The following is a 15624-nucleotide window of genomic DNA, read 5'->3' on the forward strand; positions in this document are numbered from 1 at the left end:
TCCTTATGGGGTTACGCGCCGGCCTCGGCGATCAGCGTCTTGGCCGCTGCCAATGCGCCCGCCACATCGCCGACCGAGGAGGGGATCGCCTTGCGCAGCGTGATGAAGCCGTGGATGTTCCCTACCGCTTCGCGGTACACGACGGCAACGCCCGCGCGCGCCAGCGCTGCAGCATAAGCGCGGCCCTGGTCGCGAATGGGGTCGAGGCTGGCGGTCACCACCACCGCCGGTGGCATTCCGGTGAGATCGCCTTTCAGGGGCGAAGCGCGGATGTGTTCCGCCTCGGCCTGATAGGCAGCGTTGAACCAGTCCATGCTGTCACGGGTCAGCAGATACCCTTCGGCGAACTGGCTGTAGGAAGGATAGTCCTGCGTCGTGTCGGTCGCCGGATAGAAGGGCAATTGCGCGATCACCGGAACAGCGGCGGGCGTATCGCGCAGCGCCATCGCGACGACGATCGCGAGGTTGCCTCCGGCGCTGTCACCGCAAGTCACCAGACCGGTGACCTTGCGACTCAATGCGGCGGGGCTGTCGGCCGCCCAGCGCGCTGCCGCTTCGCAATCGTCCGGCGCGGCGGGCCAGGGCGTCTCGGGAGCGAGCCGATAATCGACCGCCAGCACCGGCAGATCGAGTGTGCGCGAAACCTCGGCGCAAAAGCTGGCATGCGTGTCGAGGTCGCCGATCACAAAGCCGCCGCCATGGAAAAAGACAATGAGCGGCCCCGGCGTACGGCTTTCCGCCACGTCGAACAGCCGCGCGGGAATATCGCCAGCCGGACCGGGAATGGTGAGGTCGGCGATGGTGGCGAGCTCGCCAACCGGGGGATCGGCAATGTCCTTCATCGCGGCATAGGTTGCGCGCGCCGCAGGGGGTTCGAGCTGGTGCATCTTGGGGCCGGGCAGATTGTTGAGAAATCCGAGGAAACCCGCGACATCGGGGCGGACATAGGGTTGGGTCACGCATCTCTCCATTGGTCTGTGCCAGCTGCATGCCTACCTAAGCGGGATGATCGCGGTCGTCCATCACCCAGCCTATGTCGCTTCCGGCCAATCCGCCAATCCGAGCCAGCTCAGCAAGAATGCCGCAATCCGCGATCTGTTGCGCGCACACGGTGCCGCGATCGAATGGCACGAACCCGTGTCGATGCCCTTGCGCTGGCTCGAGGCCGCGCACGATCCGGACTATGTCGCCGAGGTGCTCGCCGCCCGCGTCCCGCGCGACAAGGAACGTCGGATCGGCTTTGCCGTAACGCCATCGGTGGCGGCGCGCGCTGCGGTGGTGCCGGGCGGCACGTGGCTGGCGGGCAAGCTTGCCCTCGAACGCGGTTTTGCGGCGAACAGTGCGGGCGGCAGCCATCATGCGCTGGCGGCGACGGGCGCTGGCTATTGCGTGCTCAACGATCTCGCCATCGCTGCGGTCCGTCTGGCCGAAGAGGATGCGCGGCGGGTGCTGGTGGTCGATTGCGACGTGCATCAGGGGGACGGCACGGCGGCGCTCACCGCCGGGCATCCGGGAATCGCCACCTATTCGATTCATGCCGAGAAGAATTTTCCTGCGCGCAAGGCACGCTCGACCTGCGATGTCGCGTTGCCGGACGGAACCGGGGACGCCGCCTATCTTGCGGCGCTGGCGGAAACCTTGCTGCCAATGCTCGATGCGTATCGCCCAGATCTGATTCTGTATCAGGCGGGGGTCGATCCGTTGGCGGAGGATCGGCTCGGTCGCCTGTCGCTGACGCCGCAGGGGCTGGTGGCGCGCGACACCTTTGTCGGCCGTGCCGCAGCCGCACGCGGCATTGCGCTCGCGAGCACCGTTGGCGGGGGATATGGGCGCGACGTCGCGGTGCTCGCCGAGGCGCATGTGCGCGCGATTTTGACGCTGGGGCAAGCCTATCAGGAAGCGCGCTTTACCGGCGCTGTGGCGTTGCCCTAAAGCAACGGTTGCCTTCCGCTACGCTCAAACTACCTTGGCCCGCCGCCTTCCGAGGCATAAGGGGCATGACAACGATATCCCGCAGGACAGACGTAATGGCGACCGCCGCGCATGAAGTAACCCCCCAAGAAGCCTCCGCCCACCCCGCCGCCGAGTCGGTTGTCGTCCGCTTCGCGGGCGATTCGGGCGATGGGATGCAGTTGACGGGCGGGCAGTTCACGCTGTCCACCGCGCTGTCCGGCAACGATCTGGCGACCTTTCCCGATTTTCCCGCCGAAATCCGCGCGCCGCAGGGCACGTTGTTCGGCGTTTCCGCCTTCCAGATCAATTTCGGCTCGACCGCGATCGAGACCGCAGGCGACGCCCCCGACGTACTCGTCGCGATGAACCCGGCGGCGCTGAAGGTGAATGTCGGCCAGTTGAAGGCGGGCGGCCTGATCATCGCCGATGAAGGCGAATTCGGCGAACGCAACCTCGCCAAGGCGAAATATGCCACCAACCCGCTGACCGATGGCAGCCTCGCCAAGTGGCAGTTGCTGAGCTTCAACATTTCGCAATTGACGCTCGATGCGGTGAAGCCCTTCGGCCTCGGCAATAAGGAAGCGCTGCGCTGCAAGAACATGTGGACGCTGGGTCTGGCGCTCTGGATGTTCGATCGCGACCGGCAGCCGATCATCGACTGGCTCAAGTCGAAATTCGCCAAAGCCCCGGTGTTGGCCGAGGCCAATATCGCGGCGCTGAACGCTGGTCATGCTTATGGCGAAACTGCCGAGCTTTCCGGGCCGATGAAGCAGCAGCATATCGGTGTCGCCCCAGCCGAGCCCGGTCTCTACCGCACTGTGACCGGTGCCGAGTCGATTTCGATGGGGCTGGTCGCTGGCGTGCAATTGGCTGGCGTGCCGATGTTCTTCGGCGGCTATCCGATCACGCCCGCCTCGGCGATCCTGCACTTCCTGTCGCGCCTGAAGGAATATGGCGTCACCACCTTCCAGGCCGAGGATGAGATCGCCGCAATCGCCTCGGCGATCGGTGCATCCTATGCCGGGCAGCTTGGCGTCACCTCGTCGTCGGGTCCGGGCATTGCGCTGAAGGGCGAGGCGATGGGGCTGGCGATCATGACCGAGCTGCCCCTCGTCATCGTCAATTCGCAGCGCGGCGGGCCTTCGACCGGGCTGCCGACCAAGACCGAACAATCCGATCTTTATCAGGCGGTCTATGGCCGCAACGGTGATGCGCCGATGCCGGTGATCGCCGCGCGGTCCGCCGCCGATTGCTTCGATTGCGCGATCGAGGCGGTGCGCATCGCGGTGCAGTATATGACGCCGGTGATGCTGTTGACCGACGGCTATATCGCCAATGCTGCGGAGCCGTGGCTGGTGCCGGACATGAGCAGCTATGCCCCGTTCCCGGTCGAGTTTGCCGGCAAGCAGGAAATGCAGGACAAGCTCGCGTCGGAAAATCCGGACGAGTGGAAATTCCTGCCCTATGGCCGCGATGAGAAATTGAAGCGTCCGTGGGTGAAGCCCGGCACGCCCGGCTTGCTCCACCGCATCGGCGGGATCGAGAAAGCGGTCGGCACCGGCAACCTCGATTATGGTGCCGAAAACCACCAGAAGATGACCGAAATCCGCCGCGACAAGGTTGCCAATATCGCGGTGCCGGACCAGATCGTGGAACTGGGCGAAACCTCGGGCAAGCTGGCGATCGTCGGCTGGGGCTCGACCTTCGGACCGATCCACCAGGCGGTGCGCCGCGCCCGCGCCAGGGGTTTGGATGTCGCCCACATCCATATCCGCCACATCTGGCCGATGCCTGCCAATCTGGGTGCTTTGCTAAAGGGTTATGAGCGGATCGTGGTTCCGGAAATGAACACCGGCCAGCTCAAGACGGTGCTGCGCGACCAGTTCCTGGTCGACGCCAAGCCGCTCAACAAAGTGTCCGGTCAGCCCTTCCTGATCTCCGAAATCGAGGCAGCGATCGACGCCGCCTTGGCCGCCCTGTCATAATCCGCTTCCAACATTCAGGTCTTCTCCGATGAACGACATGACCCCCATCGCCAAGTCCACCCCCAAGGATTGGGAAACCGACCAGGAGGTGCGTTGGTGCCCCGGTTGCGGTGACTATGCGATTCTGAAGGCGGTGCAACGCACCATGCCCGAGATTGGCGCACGGCCCGAAAACACCGTGTTCGTCAGCGGCATCGGCTGCTCGTCGCGCTTCCCTTATTATATGGAAACCTACGGCTTCCACACCATCCACGGCCGTGCGCCGGCGGTGGCGACGGGCGTGAAGCTCGCCAATCCCGATCTCGACGTGTGGATCATCACCGGCGACGGCGATGCGCTGTCGATCGGCGGCAACCACACGATGCACCTCATTCGCCGCAATCTCGATTGCCAGGTGCTGCTGTTCAACAACGAGATTTACGGTCTGACCAAGGGGCAATATTCGCCGACGTCGCGCGTCGGCACGCGCACGCCATCGACGCCGTTCGGCTCGGTCGACCGCCCGGCCAACCCGTGTGCCTTTGCGCTGGGCGCGGGCGGGCGCTTCATCGCGCGCGCGATCGACGTTCACAAGAATCTCGTTGGCGTGCTCAAGGCGGCCTACGCTCATAAGGGCACGGGGTTCGTCGAAATCTTCCAGAACTGCATCGTCTACAATGACGACGTGTTCGCGCCCTTCACCGAGAAGAAGAATGCGGCGGGCAGCCAGATGTGGGTCGAGCACGGCAAGCCGTTGCTGTTCGACGGCGGCACCAAGGGCCTGACGATGGATCGCGAACGGCTGGTGCTCAAGGTCGTCGACGTGGTCGATGGCGATTGGCAGGCGGCGGGCGTGATTGTCCATGACCAGACCAATCGCGGGTTGGCGCACATGCTGGTGGAAATGCCGTTCGGCACTTTCCCGATGGCTTTGGGCGTGCTGTTCGACGATCCCGCCCCGACCTTCGAAAGCGCGGTCGTCACGCAGAATATCGAAGCCGCCAAGGGCAAGACGCCCAACCTCCAGCATCTGCTGAGCCAGGGCCAGACCTGGCAGGTGGAGAAAGAGCCGCGGGCGGAGTAAGGAAACTCGCATAAAGGCGCAAAGAAGGACGTGGGTTGAGCGATCACCAATCTCGCAAGCCCGTTCCAGTGAGGGAATCCTTTGTGTCTTTGTGGCTTTGTGCGCGTAATTTCCACCGCACGTTGCCCAAGCCTTGACCAGCGTTCCAACCCTCCTCTGGCTGCGCCGTGACTTGCGCCTTGCCGACCAGCCCGCGCTTGCCGCTGCGATCGGGGAGGGGGCGGTCATCCCAGTGTACGTCCTCGATGAAGAGACTCCCAAACACTATGCCATGGGCGGTGCATCGCGCTGGTGGCTGCACCACAGCCTTGCCTGCCTCGATACCGATCTGCGTGCGGCGGGGTCACGGCTGATCCTGAGGCGCGGGAAATGCGAGACCGCGCTGGAGGAACTCGCCGCCGAAACCGGGGCAAGCCGCGTGCATTGCATCCGCCACTTCGAGCCGTGGTGGCGCAATGCCGAACGCGCGGTGGCGAAGCGGCTCGATCTCATATGTCATGGCGGCAACTATCTCGCACAGCCTGGGTCGATCACCACCGGTAGCGGCGGGCAGTATAAGATATTCACCCCGTTCTGGCGCGCGCTGCAGCAGCAGATGCCGCCGCCCGCGCCGCTGCCCAAACCGTCGAGGATTCCCGCGCCCGCGCACTGGCCGCGCAGCGAGCGGCTCGACGAGTGGGGCTTGCTGCCGATCAAACCGGATTGGGCGACCGGCTTCGCAGCGGATTGGACCCCGGGCGAAGCGGGGGCGTGGCACAAACTGAACGCCTTCAAACGCCATGCCGCCACTTATGACGAAACCCGCAATCTGCCGTCGATCGAAGGCAGCTCGCGCCTGTCGCCGCATCTGCATTTCGGCGAACTCTCGGCAGCCCAGGTGTGGCACGCGGTGGCCGCAGCTGGCGGATCGGTCGATACCTTCTTCAGCGAGCTTGGCTGGCGCGATTATGCGCAAAATGTGATCCTGCAATTCCCGGACTATGGCAGCCGGAACGGGCGTCCGACACTCGACACGTTGCCATGGCGCACGGGAGCCGCCGCTGCCGCCGATCTGAAGGCATGGCAGCAGGGGCGCACCGGCTATCCGATCGTCGACGCCGGTATGCGACAGCTCTGGGCTACGGGCTGGATGCACAATCGCGTGCGCATGATTACCGCCAGCTTTCTGATCAAGCATCTGCTGATCGACTGGCGCGAGGGCGAGCGCTGGTTCTGGGATTGCTTGGTCGATGCCGATTACGGGTCCAACGCGGTCAACTGGCAGTGGACCGCCGGGACGGGGATCGACGCGAACATGTTCGTCCGCATCATGGCACCCCTCGTGCAATCGCCCAAATTCGAGGCCGGGGACTATATTCGCCAGTGGGTGCCAGAACTGGCGCAGGTGCGCGGCGACGCGATCCACGACCCCGAAGAAGCCGGATGTCGGCCCGCTGCCTATCCGCCCAAGATCATCGGCCACCGCGCGGCGCGCGAACGGGCGCTGGCAGCAGTAAAACAGGCTCATTGAACCGCTTGCGAGCGCGCCCTGAGGGTGCGAGGGAAGCCGCGATGACCAGCCTTCTCGCGACTCTGTTCGACCGCTTGCTCGACCGGATTGATGCCGGCTTGGCGGAAGGATCGTTGACGGCAACCCTTCCCGGCACGCGCACGCGCAGGCTTGGCGGGCGAGCGCCGGGGCCTGACGCCGTGGTTGATCTGGTGCGCTGGCGCGCGCTGGGCCGCTTGGTGACCGGCGGCTCGGCAGGCTGGTACGTCGCCTGGTCGAAGGGCGAATGGCGCAGTCCCGATCCCACGGTGTTGTTCGAACTGTTCATGCGCAACCGACGCACCCTCGGCGGGGCCGGGCGCGCGCAGGGCGCGATGCGGTTTTTACGTCATTGGCGTAATGGCTTGCGACGTAATTCTCGCACCGGTTCTAAGCGAAATATCGAGTTTCACTATGATTTGGGCAACGATTTCTACCGGCTGTGGCTCGACCCCAGCCTGACTTACTCGTCGGCGCTGTTTGCCGAACCGGTCGTGACCGAGGAGTCGCTGGAAGCGGCGCAGGCGCGCAAGAACGAGGCGGTCCTCGATCGCTTGGCGCTGCCACCGGGCGCGCGCGTGCTGGAGATCGGCTGCGGCTGGGGCGGCTTTGCCGAGGCTGCTGCGCGACGCGGGCTGGCGGTGGACGCGATCACGCTGTCGGCGGAGCAGGAGCGTGCGGTCAACGCGCGGATCGCAACCGCCGGGCTGACGGGCGTCACCGTGTCGCTTACCGATTATCGCGACGTGACAGGGCAGTACGATGGCGTCGCCAGCATCGAAATGGTCGAGGCGGTCGGGCAGGAATATTGGGGCACCTATCTCGCGGCAATCTCACGGGCGCTGAAGCCCGGCGCGCGCGCAGCGATTCAATATATCGCGATCGATGACGCGATCTTCGAGGCCTATGCGGCGAACGTCGATTTTATACAGCGCTTCGTCTTTCCGGGCGGAATGCTGTTGTCGGAAAGCCGGTTTCGCGCGTTCGCGGAGCAGAACGGGCTCGAGTGGCGCGACCGGCACGGCTTCGGGCTACATTATGCCGAGACGCTGCGCCGCTGGCGCGATCGTTTTGACGCGGCGGTCGCTTCCGGTCGCTTGCCGAAGAAATTCGATCAAAAATTCATCGACTTATGGCGCTATTATCTGATGTACTGCGAAGGTGGCTTTCGCGGCGGCGGGATTGATGTCGCACAGGTGACGCTGGTTAAGGGCGCTTAGCCGATCCGCTCGAAATGCCCGGTCGCGAAATCCTCGGTCAGCAGCGCGACGATGCGGTCGGCCACCACCGCTGGCTCCTTGACCGATTTCGGGTCTTCGCCGGGATAGGCCTTGTGCCGCATCGCCGTCCGCGTCGCGCCGGGATCGAGGATTGCGGTGCGGACATTGCTGATCCGCTCCATTTCGTCGCCATAGGACGCGAGCAGCGTTTCGAACGCCGCCTTGGATGCCCCGTACAGCCCCCAATAGGCGCGCGGCTTGCGCGCCACGCTGGAGGTGAGGCCAATCACCCGCGCGCGTTTGGACTTGCGCAGCATCGGGTCGAACGCCGCGATCAACGCTGCCTGTGCGCTGATGTTGAGCGTCAGGACTTGCGCCATTTCCTTCACGTCGATCGCGGGCACGGCAGACAATTGCCCCAGCATCGCGGCGTTGAGCACCATGATGTCGAGCGCAGGCCAGCGCTCTCCGATCGCCGCGCCCAGGCGGGCAATGCTGTCGGTCTCGGTCAAGTTGAGCGGTGCGATTGTCGCGGACCCGCCGGCATCGAAGATCGCGCTTTCGACCGCTTCCAGCCCCGCAGCGGTGCGCGCGGTCAGCACGACATGCGCACCCGCCGCCGCCAAAGCCTGGGCGGTCGCCGCCCCGATACCGCGACTGGCACCGGTAACGAGCGCGATCTGGTTGGCGAGGGGCTTGTCGGTCATGTACTAACTCCCGTTCGCCCTGAGCTTGTCGAAGGGCGGCACTTTCTGAATCGTTAGAAGAAAGGGCGGTGCTTCGACAAGCTCAGTCCGAACGGTAAAGATCAGATCATCCGTTCCGCCAGCAACGCGAACTGGTCGACCGAGGAAACATCGTCCTGGTCGGTCAGCGTGGTCGGATAATCGCCGGTGAAGCAGGCATCGCAATGGCTCGGGCGGATCGCGTTGCGCTGGGGTTCGCCGAGCGCCTTGTAGAGCCCGTCGATCGAGATGAAGGCGAGGCTGTCGGCCTTGATATAGGTCGCCATTTCTTCGAGATTCTTGGTCGCGGCGAGCAGCTTGGCACGTTCGGGCGTGTCGACGCCGTAGAAGCACGAATGCCGCGTCGGCGGGCTGGCGATGCGCATATGCACTTCGGCCGCGCCCGCTTCGCGCATCATTTCGACGATCTTGAGGCTGGTGGTGCCACGCACGATCGAATCGTCGATCAGCACGACGCGCTTGCCCTTGATCAGCGCGCGATTGGCGTTGTGCTTCAGCTTCACGCCCAAGTGGCGGACCTTGTCGCCCGGCTGGATGAAGGTGCGGCCGACATAATGCGAGCGGATGATGCCCAGTTCGAACGGAATCCCCGATTCCTGCGCATAACCCAGCGCCGCCGGGGTCCCCGAATCGGGAACCGGGATCACCAGATCCGCCTCGACCGGGCTTTCGATCGCGAGCTGCGCGCCGATCGCCTTGCGCACGGTGTAGACGCTGCGGTCCTCCGAGATCGAATCGGGGCGCGAGAAATAGACGAATTCAAAGATGCACGGGCGCGGCGCGACCGGCGCGAACGGGCTGTGCGAGGTGATCTCGCTGCCTTTGACCATCACCAGCTCGCCTGGCTCGATCGAGCGGACGAAGGTCGCACCGACCACGTCGAGCGCAACCGTTTCGGAAGCGAAGATTACCGCCTCGCTGCCGTCCGATTGTTCGATCTTGCCCATCACCAGCGGGCGGATGCCGAGCGGATCGCGGCAGGCGATCATGCCCTCGGGCGTCATCACGATCAGCGAATAGGCTCCTTCGACACGCTTGAGTGCATCGATGAACTTGTCGACGACCGTACGGTAATTGGAAGTGGCGACGAGGTGAATGATCGTCTCAGTGTCGCTGGTCGACTGGAAGATCGAACCGCGCCGCACGAGATCGCGCCGCAGCCGCATCGCGTTGGAAATATTGCCGTTATGCGCGATCGCGAAGCCGCCCGAGGCGAGATCGGCATAGAGCGGCTGGACGTTGCGCAGCGCGGTTTCGCCAGTGGTCGAATAGCGCACATGCCCGCAGGCGACGCTGCCGCGCAGCGGGACCATCACCTCTTCGCGGTCGAAATTGCCCGCGACATGGCCCATCGCGCGGTGGGTGTGGAATTCGGTGCCGTCAAAGCTGGTGATGCCGGCCGCTTCCTGGCCGCGATGCTGGAGCGCGTGCAGCCCCAGTGCGACCAGGCGCGCCGCATCGGCTGCGCCAGAGATACCGAAAATGCCGCACTCTTCATGCAGCGTGTCTCCATCTTGGGAGACGTCGAACGGATTGGTTGTCAGCATGGGGGCCCTTTGGGGGAGGGTAGAGCTTCGAGGCGGCATATAGGGAGCGCCATTCGGTTTGTCGCGCTTTTGTCACATGATGGGGAGCGATTGGTCGCATTGTTCGTTTCGGCGGCTTTGCGGGAAAGTTTGTTATCGGTCGCGGGAGATTGAGCATGGCGAAGGATCACGGACCCAGCGTGAAGGACGACGAACTCTACGAAGCGCTGCGCAAACAGGGGGCCTCTGAGCAGAAGGCGGCGCGAATCGCCAACGCCAAAGCGGCGGGCACACTCCGCCATCGCGGCGGGACGCTGGACCAGCGCACCAAGAGCGACCTGCTGGAGGAGGCGCGGGAGATCGGCGTTGTCGGGCGCTCGCGCATGACCAAAGCCGAACTGATCAAGGCGATTCGCGCCGAATGACAGCGGAAGGATGACGGGGGCGGCTGCGGGCGCTAGACCTGCGGCATGGCAGACCTTCGCGAAACCGGCCTGGTGCTGGACCCCAAATATGATTCCGCTGGCTTGATCACGGCGGTCGCGACCGACCGCGTGTCGGGCGATGTGCTGATGCTCGCCCATATGAATGCCGAGGCGCTGCGGTTGACGGTCGAAAGCGGCGAGGCGCATTTCTGGTCGCGCAGCCGCTCCGCGCTGTGGAAGAAGGGCGAGACGTCGGGCCATGTATTGCGCGTGGCCGACATTCGCATCGATTGCGATCAGGATGCCGTGTGGCTGATCGTCGACCCCGCGGGCCCGGCTTGCCACACGGGCGAGCGGAGCTGCTTCTATCGTCGAATCGACGGCGATCGGTTGGTGTCGGCCGCGTGAAGCGGGCCGCGCTGCTGCTGGTCCTCGTTCTAGGCGGGTGTCACCGCGCTGAGCCCAAGCCTGCGGCCACGCCGACCCCGGTCGGGCTGGAGGCCGCTGCCATCCAGGCGGGCGTCATCCCCGACCCCGCCAGCACCGACATTACGGGTCTGTATGCGCGCGAAAGCGACCGCGTTTGCATCGTGCCGAGCGCAACGGCGTACCGCATCGGCGTGTTTGTCGATTATGACGACCAGCAGAATTGCGGCGGGTCTGGCACCGTGACTCGAGTCGGGGAAACGCTGCACATCACCTTGGATCGCGGCGGGGAAGGCGGCGATTCGGCCTGCAGCTTCGATGCCCGTTTCGAGGGGGACCGGATCGTCTTTCCGCCGCGCGTGCCCGATGGATGCCAAAAGGTCTGCATCCATCGCGCGTCGATCGCTGCACTGGATGTGGCACGGCTCAGCGAGTCGATCTCGGAGGCATCGACCTTGCGCGATAGCCGGGGCCGGTTGCTTTGCGCTGGCGGCGGTTGAGCTTGACGTTCACGTAAGGGTAAACTATTTGTCGCTCATGCCTAGCGGTCCAGCCTATGCCGTGATCGATCGCCACCCGACGCGCGATCACTTTTCCATTTCCGATTTGTCGGCCGAATTCGGCGTAACCGCACGGGCGTTGCGCTTTTACGAGGACGAGGGGCTGATCGCGCCTGAGCGGCGCGGCACCTCGCGCATCTACTCGCAGCGCGATCGCGCGCGGCTTGCCTGGATTTTGCGGGGCAAGCGCGTTGGCTTCAGTCTCGGCGAGATTCGCGAAATGATCGACCTGTACGACATTGGCGATGGTCGCCAGGTGCAGAAGGCAACCACCATCGCGCGGTGTCGGGAGCGCATGGCGCTGCTCCAGTCGCAAAAACACGATATCGATGCGGCGATTACCGAACTTGCCGACTTCGTCACCTTGCTTGAAACCAATGGCGCACAAGGCCGCCTGAAGGACTGAACCCCATGCCGAAATATACGCCCCCTGCTCGTGATGTTCGCTTCGTGCTCGATCATGTGGTCGGCCTTCCGGCTTATGCCGATCTGCCCGGCTTCCAGAATGCAACGCCCGATGTGGTCGATGCCGTGCTGGACGAGGGCGGCAAGTTCGTCGCCGAGGTGCTGTTCCCGCTCAATCATTCGGGCGATCAGGAAGGCTGCACCCGCCATGACGACGGATCGGTCACCACGCCCAAGGGTTTCAAGGAAGCCTATGACGCGTTCGTCGAATCGGGCTGGGGCACGCTCAGCGCGCCGGAGGAGTTTGGCGGGCAGGCGATGCCGCACGTCGTTTCGACCGCGTTTCAGGAATTCATGATCTCCTCCAACATGGCATTCGCCATGTATCCCGGGCTGACGCACGGTGCGATCGCGGCGTTGCTGGTCAAGGGCTCGGACGAGCAGAAGGCTAAGTACGTCCCCAACATGGTCAGCGGCAAATGGGGCGGCACGATGAACCTGACCGAGCCGCAGTGCGGCACTGACCTCGGCCTGATCCGCACCCGCGCCGAGCCGCAGGGCGATGGTTCCTACGCCATTACTGGCACCAAGATCTTCATTTCGTCGGGCGAGCATGACCTGACCGAGAACATCATCCATCTCGTGCTGGCCAAGACGCCGGGCGCGCCGGAAAGCTCGAAGGGCATTTCGCTGTTCGTGGTGCCCAAGTTCATGGTCGAGGACGATGGCAGCCTCGGCGCGCGCAACGCCGTCACCTGCGGCTCGATCGAGCACAAGATGGGCATCCACGCCAATTCGACGTGCGTGATGAACTATGACGGCGCGATCGGCTGGCTGGTCGGCGAGGAGATGAAGGGCCTGGCCGCGATGTTCATCATGATGAACGCGGCACGCCTCGGCGTCGGTCTGCAGGGCCTGGCCGTGGCCGAAGTCGCGTATCAGAACGCGGTGCAATATGCCCAGGATCGTCGTCAGGGTCGCGCGCTGACCGGCCCGAAGGAACCCAGCGAGAAAGCCGATCCGCTGTTCGTCCATCCCGACATCCGCCGGATGCTGATGGAAGCCAAGGCGCTGACCGAGGGCTTGCGCGCTTTGTGCCTGTGGGCGGCGCTGCAAGTCGATCTGGAACATGCCGCCGCTACGGACGAGGAAAAGCAACTCGCCGCCGATCTGGTCGGGCTGCTGACCCCGGTGATCAAGGGCTATGGCACCGACAAGGGCTATGACATCGCGACCAATGCGCAGCAAGTTTATGGCGGCCATGGCTACATCGCCGAATGGGGCATGGAGCAATATGTCCGCGATGCGCGCATCGCGATGATCTATGAAGGCACCAACGGCGTGCAGGCGATGGACCTGGTCGGCCGCAAGCTCGCCCAGAATGGCGGCCGTGCGGTGCAGGCGTTGTTCAAGGTCGTCACGGATGAAGTGGCGGCGGGCAAGGCAGATCCAGCAACCGCCGATTTTGCGGCGCGTCTGGAAAAGGCCAATGGCGAGTTGCAGCAGGCAACGCTGTGGTTCCTCCAGAACGGCATGAAGAACCCCGACAATGTCGGAGCCGGGGCGCACAGCTACATGCACCTGATGGGCATCGTCGCGCTTGGCCTGATGTGGCTGCGGATGGTGACGGCGGCGACCAAGCTGAAGGCCGCGGGCGAGGGCGATGCAGCCTTCCTCGATGCCAAGCTGGTGACCGCGCGCTACTTCGCCGAGCGGATCATGCCCGAGGCGGGTGCGCTGCGCCGCAAGATCGAGGCGGGCGCGGAAGCATTGATGGCGCTGCCGCCGGAGATGTTCGAGGCCGCGTAAAGGAAGGGGGCGCATCGCGCCCCCCTCCACCGTGCCGGGGGGGCACCGGTGAATGTCATCGGCCCGGCGACGCGTTAGCGCGCTTCGCTACCTCCCGTCGCAACTGGCGGCGGCGTTTTGGTTGGCGGCGATGGTTTTGCCGCAGGCGTTTCCACCTTGCGGCGCACGCCTGCAAGGCCATCGGGGAGTACCGGTACCGAGCTGCGCGCGGCTGCCGTTTGCGCGCCCGCGGCGACGGCCGCCGGGGCCTCATTTTCCGGGACGACAGCGACGGCGGTCAGGAAGGTTTGCGCCTTCATGCACTGCGCGGGCAAAGACCGCCGAAACTCCCGGCAATTCCACAACGCCTTGTCATAGCCATGGGCTTGATCGCGCAGGTAGCTGAACGACATTGCGGCAATTTGCGCGGGTTGCAGCGGCAGCGCCGTTGGAGTCTTGGTCGGGTCGGTCCAGCCCATCACCTTGCAATAAGGGCGATCTGCGCATGCGCGCGCCGCAAGCTGTGCAAAGCCATCGGGCGACAGCGTGGCGGGGTCTAGCGTCAGCAGGAAGCTGTTTGCATCCCCCGGCAAAGAGCGGGGGAGTGGGGCGGCGGCTGCGGCTGCGTCAACCGCCACGCCCCCCTCCGGCGCGACGACGGTGTCGATGCCGCGATGCGCTTCGGAATAGGCGGCGAGCGCGGCGATGATGGGCTCGTCGGCCGAAACATGGCGATTGAACGCAGGTGGCGTGCCCCACCAGCCGGTCCAGCGGAAAAACAGGTGCGTGTTGACCGCAGCAATCTTGTCCAGGCTCGACTGCCAATACGGCACGACCCAGTTCGTGTGGTAATGCGTGGCATGGCCGACCGGCCTGAACACGGCACCGTTCAGCGCCGCCATTGCGACCGAGCGCGCGCGTGCCCATTGGGCATCTGCCCAATGGTGTCGCACCAACGCTCCGTCGCAGGTGAACGTGAATTGGCAACCGGTCGGTCGTTCCGCCCCCTGGAACACCACGCCGCAGATCGTCTTGGGAAAGGCGGGGTGGCGAACGCGGTTGATGACGACCTGTGCCACCGCACGCTGCCCGACCGGATCGTCCCCGGCCTCATACAGGACTGCCGCCGCCATACAGTCGATCGCACGGGCTTGCTGGGGGGCGTCTCCTGGCAAACGGAAGGGGCGGGCCGCCGGGTTGGGGCCTTCGACGAACGGGACGCTGGCGTTGAACGCGCGCGCTTCGTCGGGATCGAGATCCTCGAAGGCGACGGGCTCGACGGGCGGCACCTCGGCTTGCGGCACCACGCGCGTCGGCAGGGGGTGTGCAACGAGGTGCCGGACGACCGGCGGGGCAAAATGCACGATCAGTGCGGGTATCAGGATCGCCATTGCGGCGATCAGCAGCACGATCGCGCGCAGCATATGGCCAGGGCGCAAGGGAGGGAGCATGGAGGTCAAAAGCAGCTTTGTTACGGAGGACGTCGGACAGGACCAGCTCCTTTCCGACGATTGCGGGCGGCTTTAGCCTAGTCTGCAGGGAAACTGAAACGCCGTCGCGCGACGGCGCACTATGTCTCGATTCCGGACGCCACCGCGCGCGCCCGGATTCGATCCCATACAGCTCGGTTTAGCTGTTATTTGGGCCAAAGGCCCGTTGCCTCGCACAGATCCCATTGGTCCGCGGCATTGAGGTGGCAGGCTTCGTCGGCTGCGCGGCATTGCTGGAACTTCGTCTGATATTGGCGGTAACAGCTTTGGGGAGGGGATGCGGAGGCTACGATTGGTGCCATTTGTGGGGCATTGGGGGCGCTGGCAGCGGCCAATACCGCCCGCGGGGCTACGGCGACAACGCTCGCTGCCGTTGGTGCTTTGTCCCTGCCGCCCGTAGCCACCATCGAATACATCTGGAACAACGCCAGCAGCACGCTGACGAAAATCATTATTTTACGCATGACTGGCCCCCGACGGACCCCCGCCCGTCGGAACGCCTTATACCG

The 15624-nt window shown here is 64.5% G+C and carries 15 protein-coding genes; 10 read left to right on the forward strand and 5 right to left on the reverse strand.

Annotation, left to right across the window (positions count from 1 at the left end; genetic code table 11):
• Window positions 1-11: 11 nt before the first annotated feature.
• Window positions 12-959: an alpha/beta hydrolase gene (locus ACP7BL_RS12215; protein ID WP_426258441.1), complete on the reverse strand. Its 948-nt coding sequence runs from the start codon at window positions 957-959 to the stop codon at window positions 12-14.
• Window positions 960-1005: 46 nt separating this feature from the next.
• Here ACP7BL_RS12215 and ACP7BL_RS12220 point away from each other — a divergent pair, with 46 nt between their 5' ends.
• From ACP7BL_RS12220 to ACP7BL_RS12240, 5 genes are all read left to right on the forward strand, one after another.
• Window positions 1006-1932, forward strand: coding sequence for a histone deacetylase family protein (locus ACP7BL_RS12220; protein WP_426258442.1), 927 nt, complete (start codon window positions 1006-1008; stop codon window positions 1930-1932).
• Window positions 1933-2027: 95 nt separating this feature from the next.
• Entirely contained in the window at window positions 2028-3938 is a 1911-nt protein-coding gene (locus ACP7BL_RS12225; RefSeq protein ID WP_426258443.1) for a 2-oxoacid:acceptor oxidoreductase subunit alpha, read from the forward strand.
• Between the two features lie 28 nt (window positions 3939-3966).
• Window positions 3967-5001 carry a 2-oxoacid:ferredoxin oxidoreductase subunit beta gene (locus ACP7BL_RS12230; protein ID WP_126849066.1) on the forward strand — a complete coding sequence of 345 codons (1035 nt, stop codon included), beginning with the start codon at window positions 3967-3969 and terminating at the stop codon, window positions 4999-5001.
• Window positions 5002-5134: 133 nt separating this feature from the next.
• On the forward strand, window positions 5135-6511 hold the full coding sequence (locus ACP7BL_RS12235) for a cryptochrome/photolyase family protein (protein WP_426258444.1): 1377 nt from the start codon (window positions 5135-5137) through the stop codon (window positions 6509-6511).
• Between the two features lie 41 nt (window positions 6512-6552).
• Complete coding sequence (locus ACP7BL_RS12240) at window positions 6553-7749, forward strand: class I SAM-dependent methyltransferase (RefSeq protein WP_426258445.1); 1197 nt, start codon at window positions 6553-6555, stop codon at window positions 7747-7749.
• Here the strand turns inward: ACP7BL_RS12240 and ACP7BL_RS12245 are convergent.
• Window positions 7746-8456, reverse strand: coding sequence for an SDR family NAD(P)-dependent oxidoreductase (locus ACP7BL_RS12245; protein WP_033963309.1), 711 nt, complete (start codon window positions 8454-8456; stop codon window positions 7746-7748). The two genes, ACP7BL_RS12240 and ACP7BL_RS12245, sit on opposite strands and share 4 nt — an antisense overlap.
• A gap of 101 nt (window positions 8457-8557) precedes the next feature.
• Complete coding sequence (purF, locus tag ACP7BL_RS12250; protein WP_137903244.1) at window positions 8558-10042, reverse strand: amidophosphoribosyltransferase; 1485 nt, start codon at window positions 10040-10042, stop codon at window positions 8558-8560.
• Window positions 10043-10197: 155 nt separating this feature from the next.
• Between purF and ACP7BL_RS12255 the strand changes: the two genes are divergently transcribed.
• Genes ACP7BL_RS12255 through ACP7BL_RS12275 form a run of 5 tightly spaced genes read left to right on the forward strand, consistent with a single transcriptional unit; the run spans window position 10198 to window position 13646 of the window.
• Window positions 10198-10446 (forward strand): Rho termination factor N-terminal domain-containing protein, encoded by a 249-nt coding sequence (locus ACP7BL_RS12255; RefSeq protein WP_033963310.1) that lies wholly within the window; start codon window positions 10198-10200, stop codon window positions 10444-10446.
• A gap of 45 nt (window positions 10447-10491) precedes the next feature.
• A complete protein-coding gene (gene hisI / locus ACP7BL_RS12260) occupies window positions 10492-10854 on the forward strand; it encodes a phosphoribosyl-AMP cyclohydrolase (RefSeq protein ID WP_033963312.1) in 363 nt (120 codons plus the stop codon).
• Window positions 10851-11372, forward strand: coding sequence for a hypothetical protein (locus tag ACP7BL_RS12265; RefSeq protein WP_426258446.1), 522 nt, complete (start codon window positions 10851-10853; stop codon window positions 11370-11372). Before hisI ends, ACP7BL_RS12265 begins: the two co-directional genes overlap by 4 nt.
• 37 nt (window positions 11373-11409) lie before the next feature.
• Entirely contained in the window at window positions 11410-11838 is a 429-nt protein-coding gene (locus ACP7BL_RS12270) for a MerR family transcriptional regulator (RefSeq protein WP_010408546.1), read from the forward strand.
• A gap of 5 nt (window positions 11839-11843) precedes the next feature.
• Window positions 11844-13646 carry an acyl-CoA dehydrogenase C-terminal domain-containing protein gene (locus ACP7BL_RS12275; protein ID WP_137903243.1) on the forward strand — a complete coding sequence of 601 codons (1803 nt, stop codon included), beginning with the start codon at window positions 11844-11846 and terminating at the stop codon, window positions 13644-13646.
• Window positions 13647-13720: 74 nt separating this feature from the next.
• Here the strand turns inward: ACP7BL_RS12275 and ACP7BL_RS12280 are convergent, their stop codons facing one another.
• Together ACP7BL_RS12280 and ACP7BL_RS12285 are read right to left on the reverse strand one after the other, a co-directional pair.
• Window positions 13721-15076 (reverse strand): cell wall hydrolase, encoded by a 1356-nt coding sequence (locus ACP7BL_RS12280; RefSeq protein ID WP_426258455.1) that lies wholly within the window; start codon window positions 15074-15076, stop codon window positions 13721-13723.
• Window positions 15077-15261: 185 nt separating this feature from the next.
• A complete protein-coding gene (locus ACP7BL_RS12285; protein WP_126849058.1) occupies window positions 15262-15579 on the reverse strand; it encodes a hypothetical protein in 318 nt (105 codons plus the stop codon).
• Window positions 15580-15624 lie beyond the last annotated feature (45 nt).

Origin of the sequence: Sphingomonas sp. DC1600-2, assembly GCF_049897605.1 — a bacterium.
In the GTDB taxonomy this organism is placed as follows: Bacteria; Pseudomonadota; Alphaproteobacteria; order Sphingomonadales; family Sphingomonadaceae; genus Sphingomonas.

Bases quoted from the DNA above. Each gene is read 5' to 3' on its own strand.
- ACP7BL_RS12220 (WP_426258442.1), top strand. From the start codon at position 1,006: ATGATCGCGGTCGTCCATCACCCAGCCTATGTCGCTTCCGGCCAATCC.
- ACP7BL_RS12225 (WP_426258443.1), top strand. From the start codon at position 2,028: ATGGCGACCGCCGCGCATGAAGTAACCCCCCAAGAAGCCTCCGCCCAC.
- ACP7BL_RS12230 (WP_126849066.1), top strand. From the start codon at position 3,967: ATGAACGACATGACCCCCATCGCCAAGTCCACCCCCAAGGATTGGGAA.
- ACP7BL_RS12240 (WP_426258445.1), top strand. From the start codon at position 6,553: ATGACCAGCCTTCTCGCGACTCTGTTCGACCGCTTGCTCGACCGGATT.
- ACP7BL_RS12245 (WP_033963309.1), bottom strand. From the start codon at position 8,456: ATGACCGACAAGCCCCTCGCCAACCAGATCGCGCTCGTTACCGGTGCC.
- purF (WP_137903244.1), bottom strand. From the start codon at position 10,042: ATGCTGACAACCAATCCGTTCGACGTCTCCCAAGATGGAGACACGCTG.
- ACP7BL_RS12255 (WP_033963310.1), top strand. From the start codon at position 10,198: ATGGCGAAGGATCACGGACCCAGCGTGAAGGACGACGAACTCTACGAA.
- hisI (WP_033963312.1), top strand. From the start codon at position 10,492: ATGGCAGACCTTCGCGAAACCGGCCTGGTGCTGGACCCCAAATATGAT.
- ACP7BL_RS12270 (WP_010408546.1), top strand. From the start codon at position 11,410: ATGCCTAGCGGTCCAGCCTATGCCGTGATCGATCGCCACCCGACGCGC.
- ACP7BL_RS12275 (WP_137903243.1), top strand. From the start codon at position 11,844: ATGCCGAAATATACGCCCCCTGCTCGTGATGTTCGCTTCGTGCTCGAT.
- ACP7BL_RS12280 (WP_426258455.1), bottom strand. From the start codon at position 15,076: ATGCTCCCTCCCTTGCGCCCTGGCCATATGCTGCGCGCGATCGTGCTG.
- ACP7BL_RS12285 (WP_126849058.1), bottom strand. From the start codon at position 15,579: ATGCGTAAAATAATGATTTTCGTCAGCGTGCTGCTGGCGTTGTTCCAG.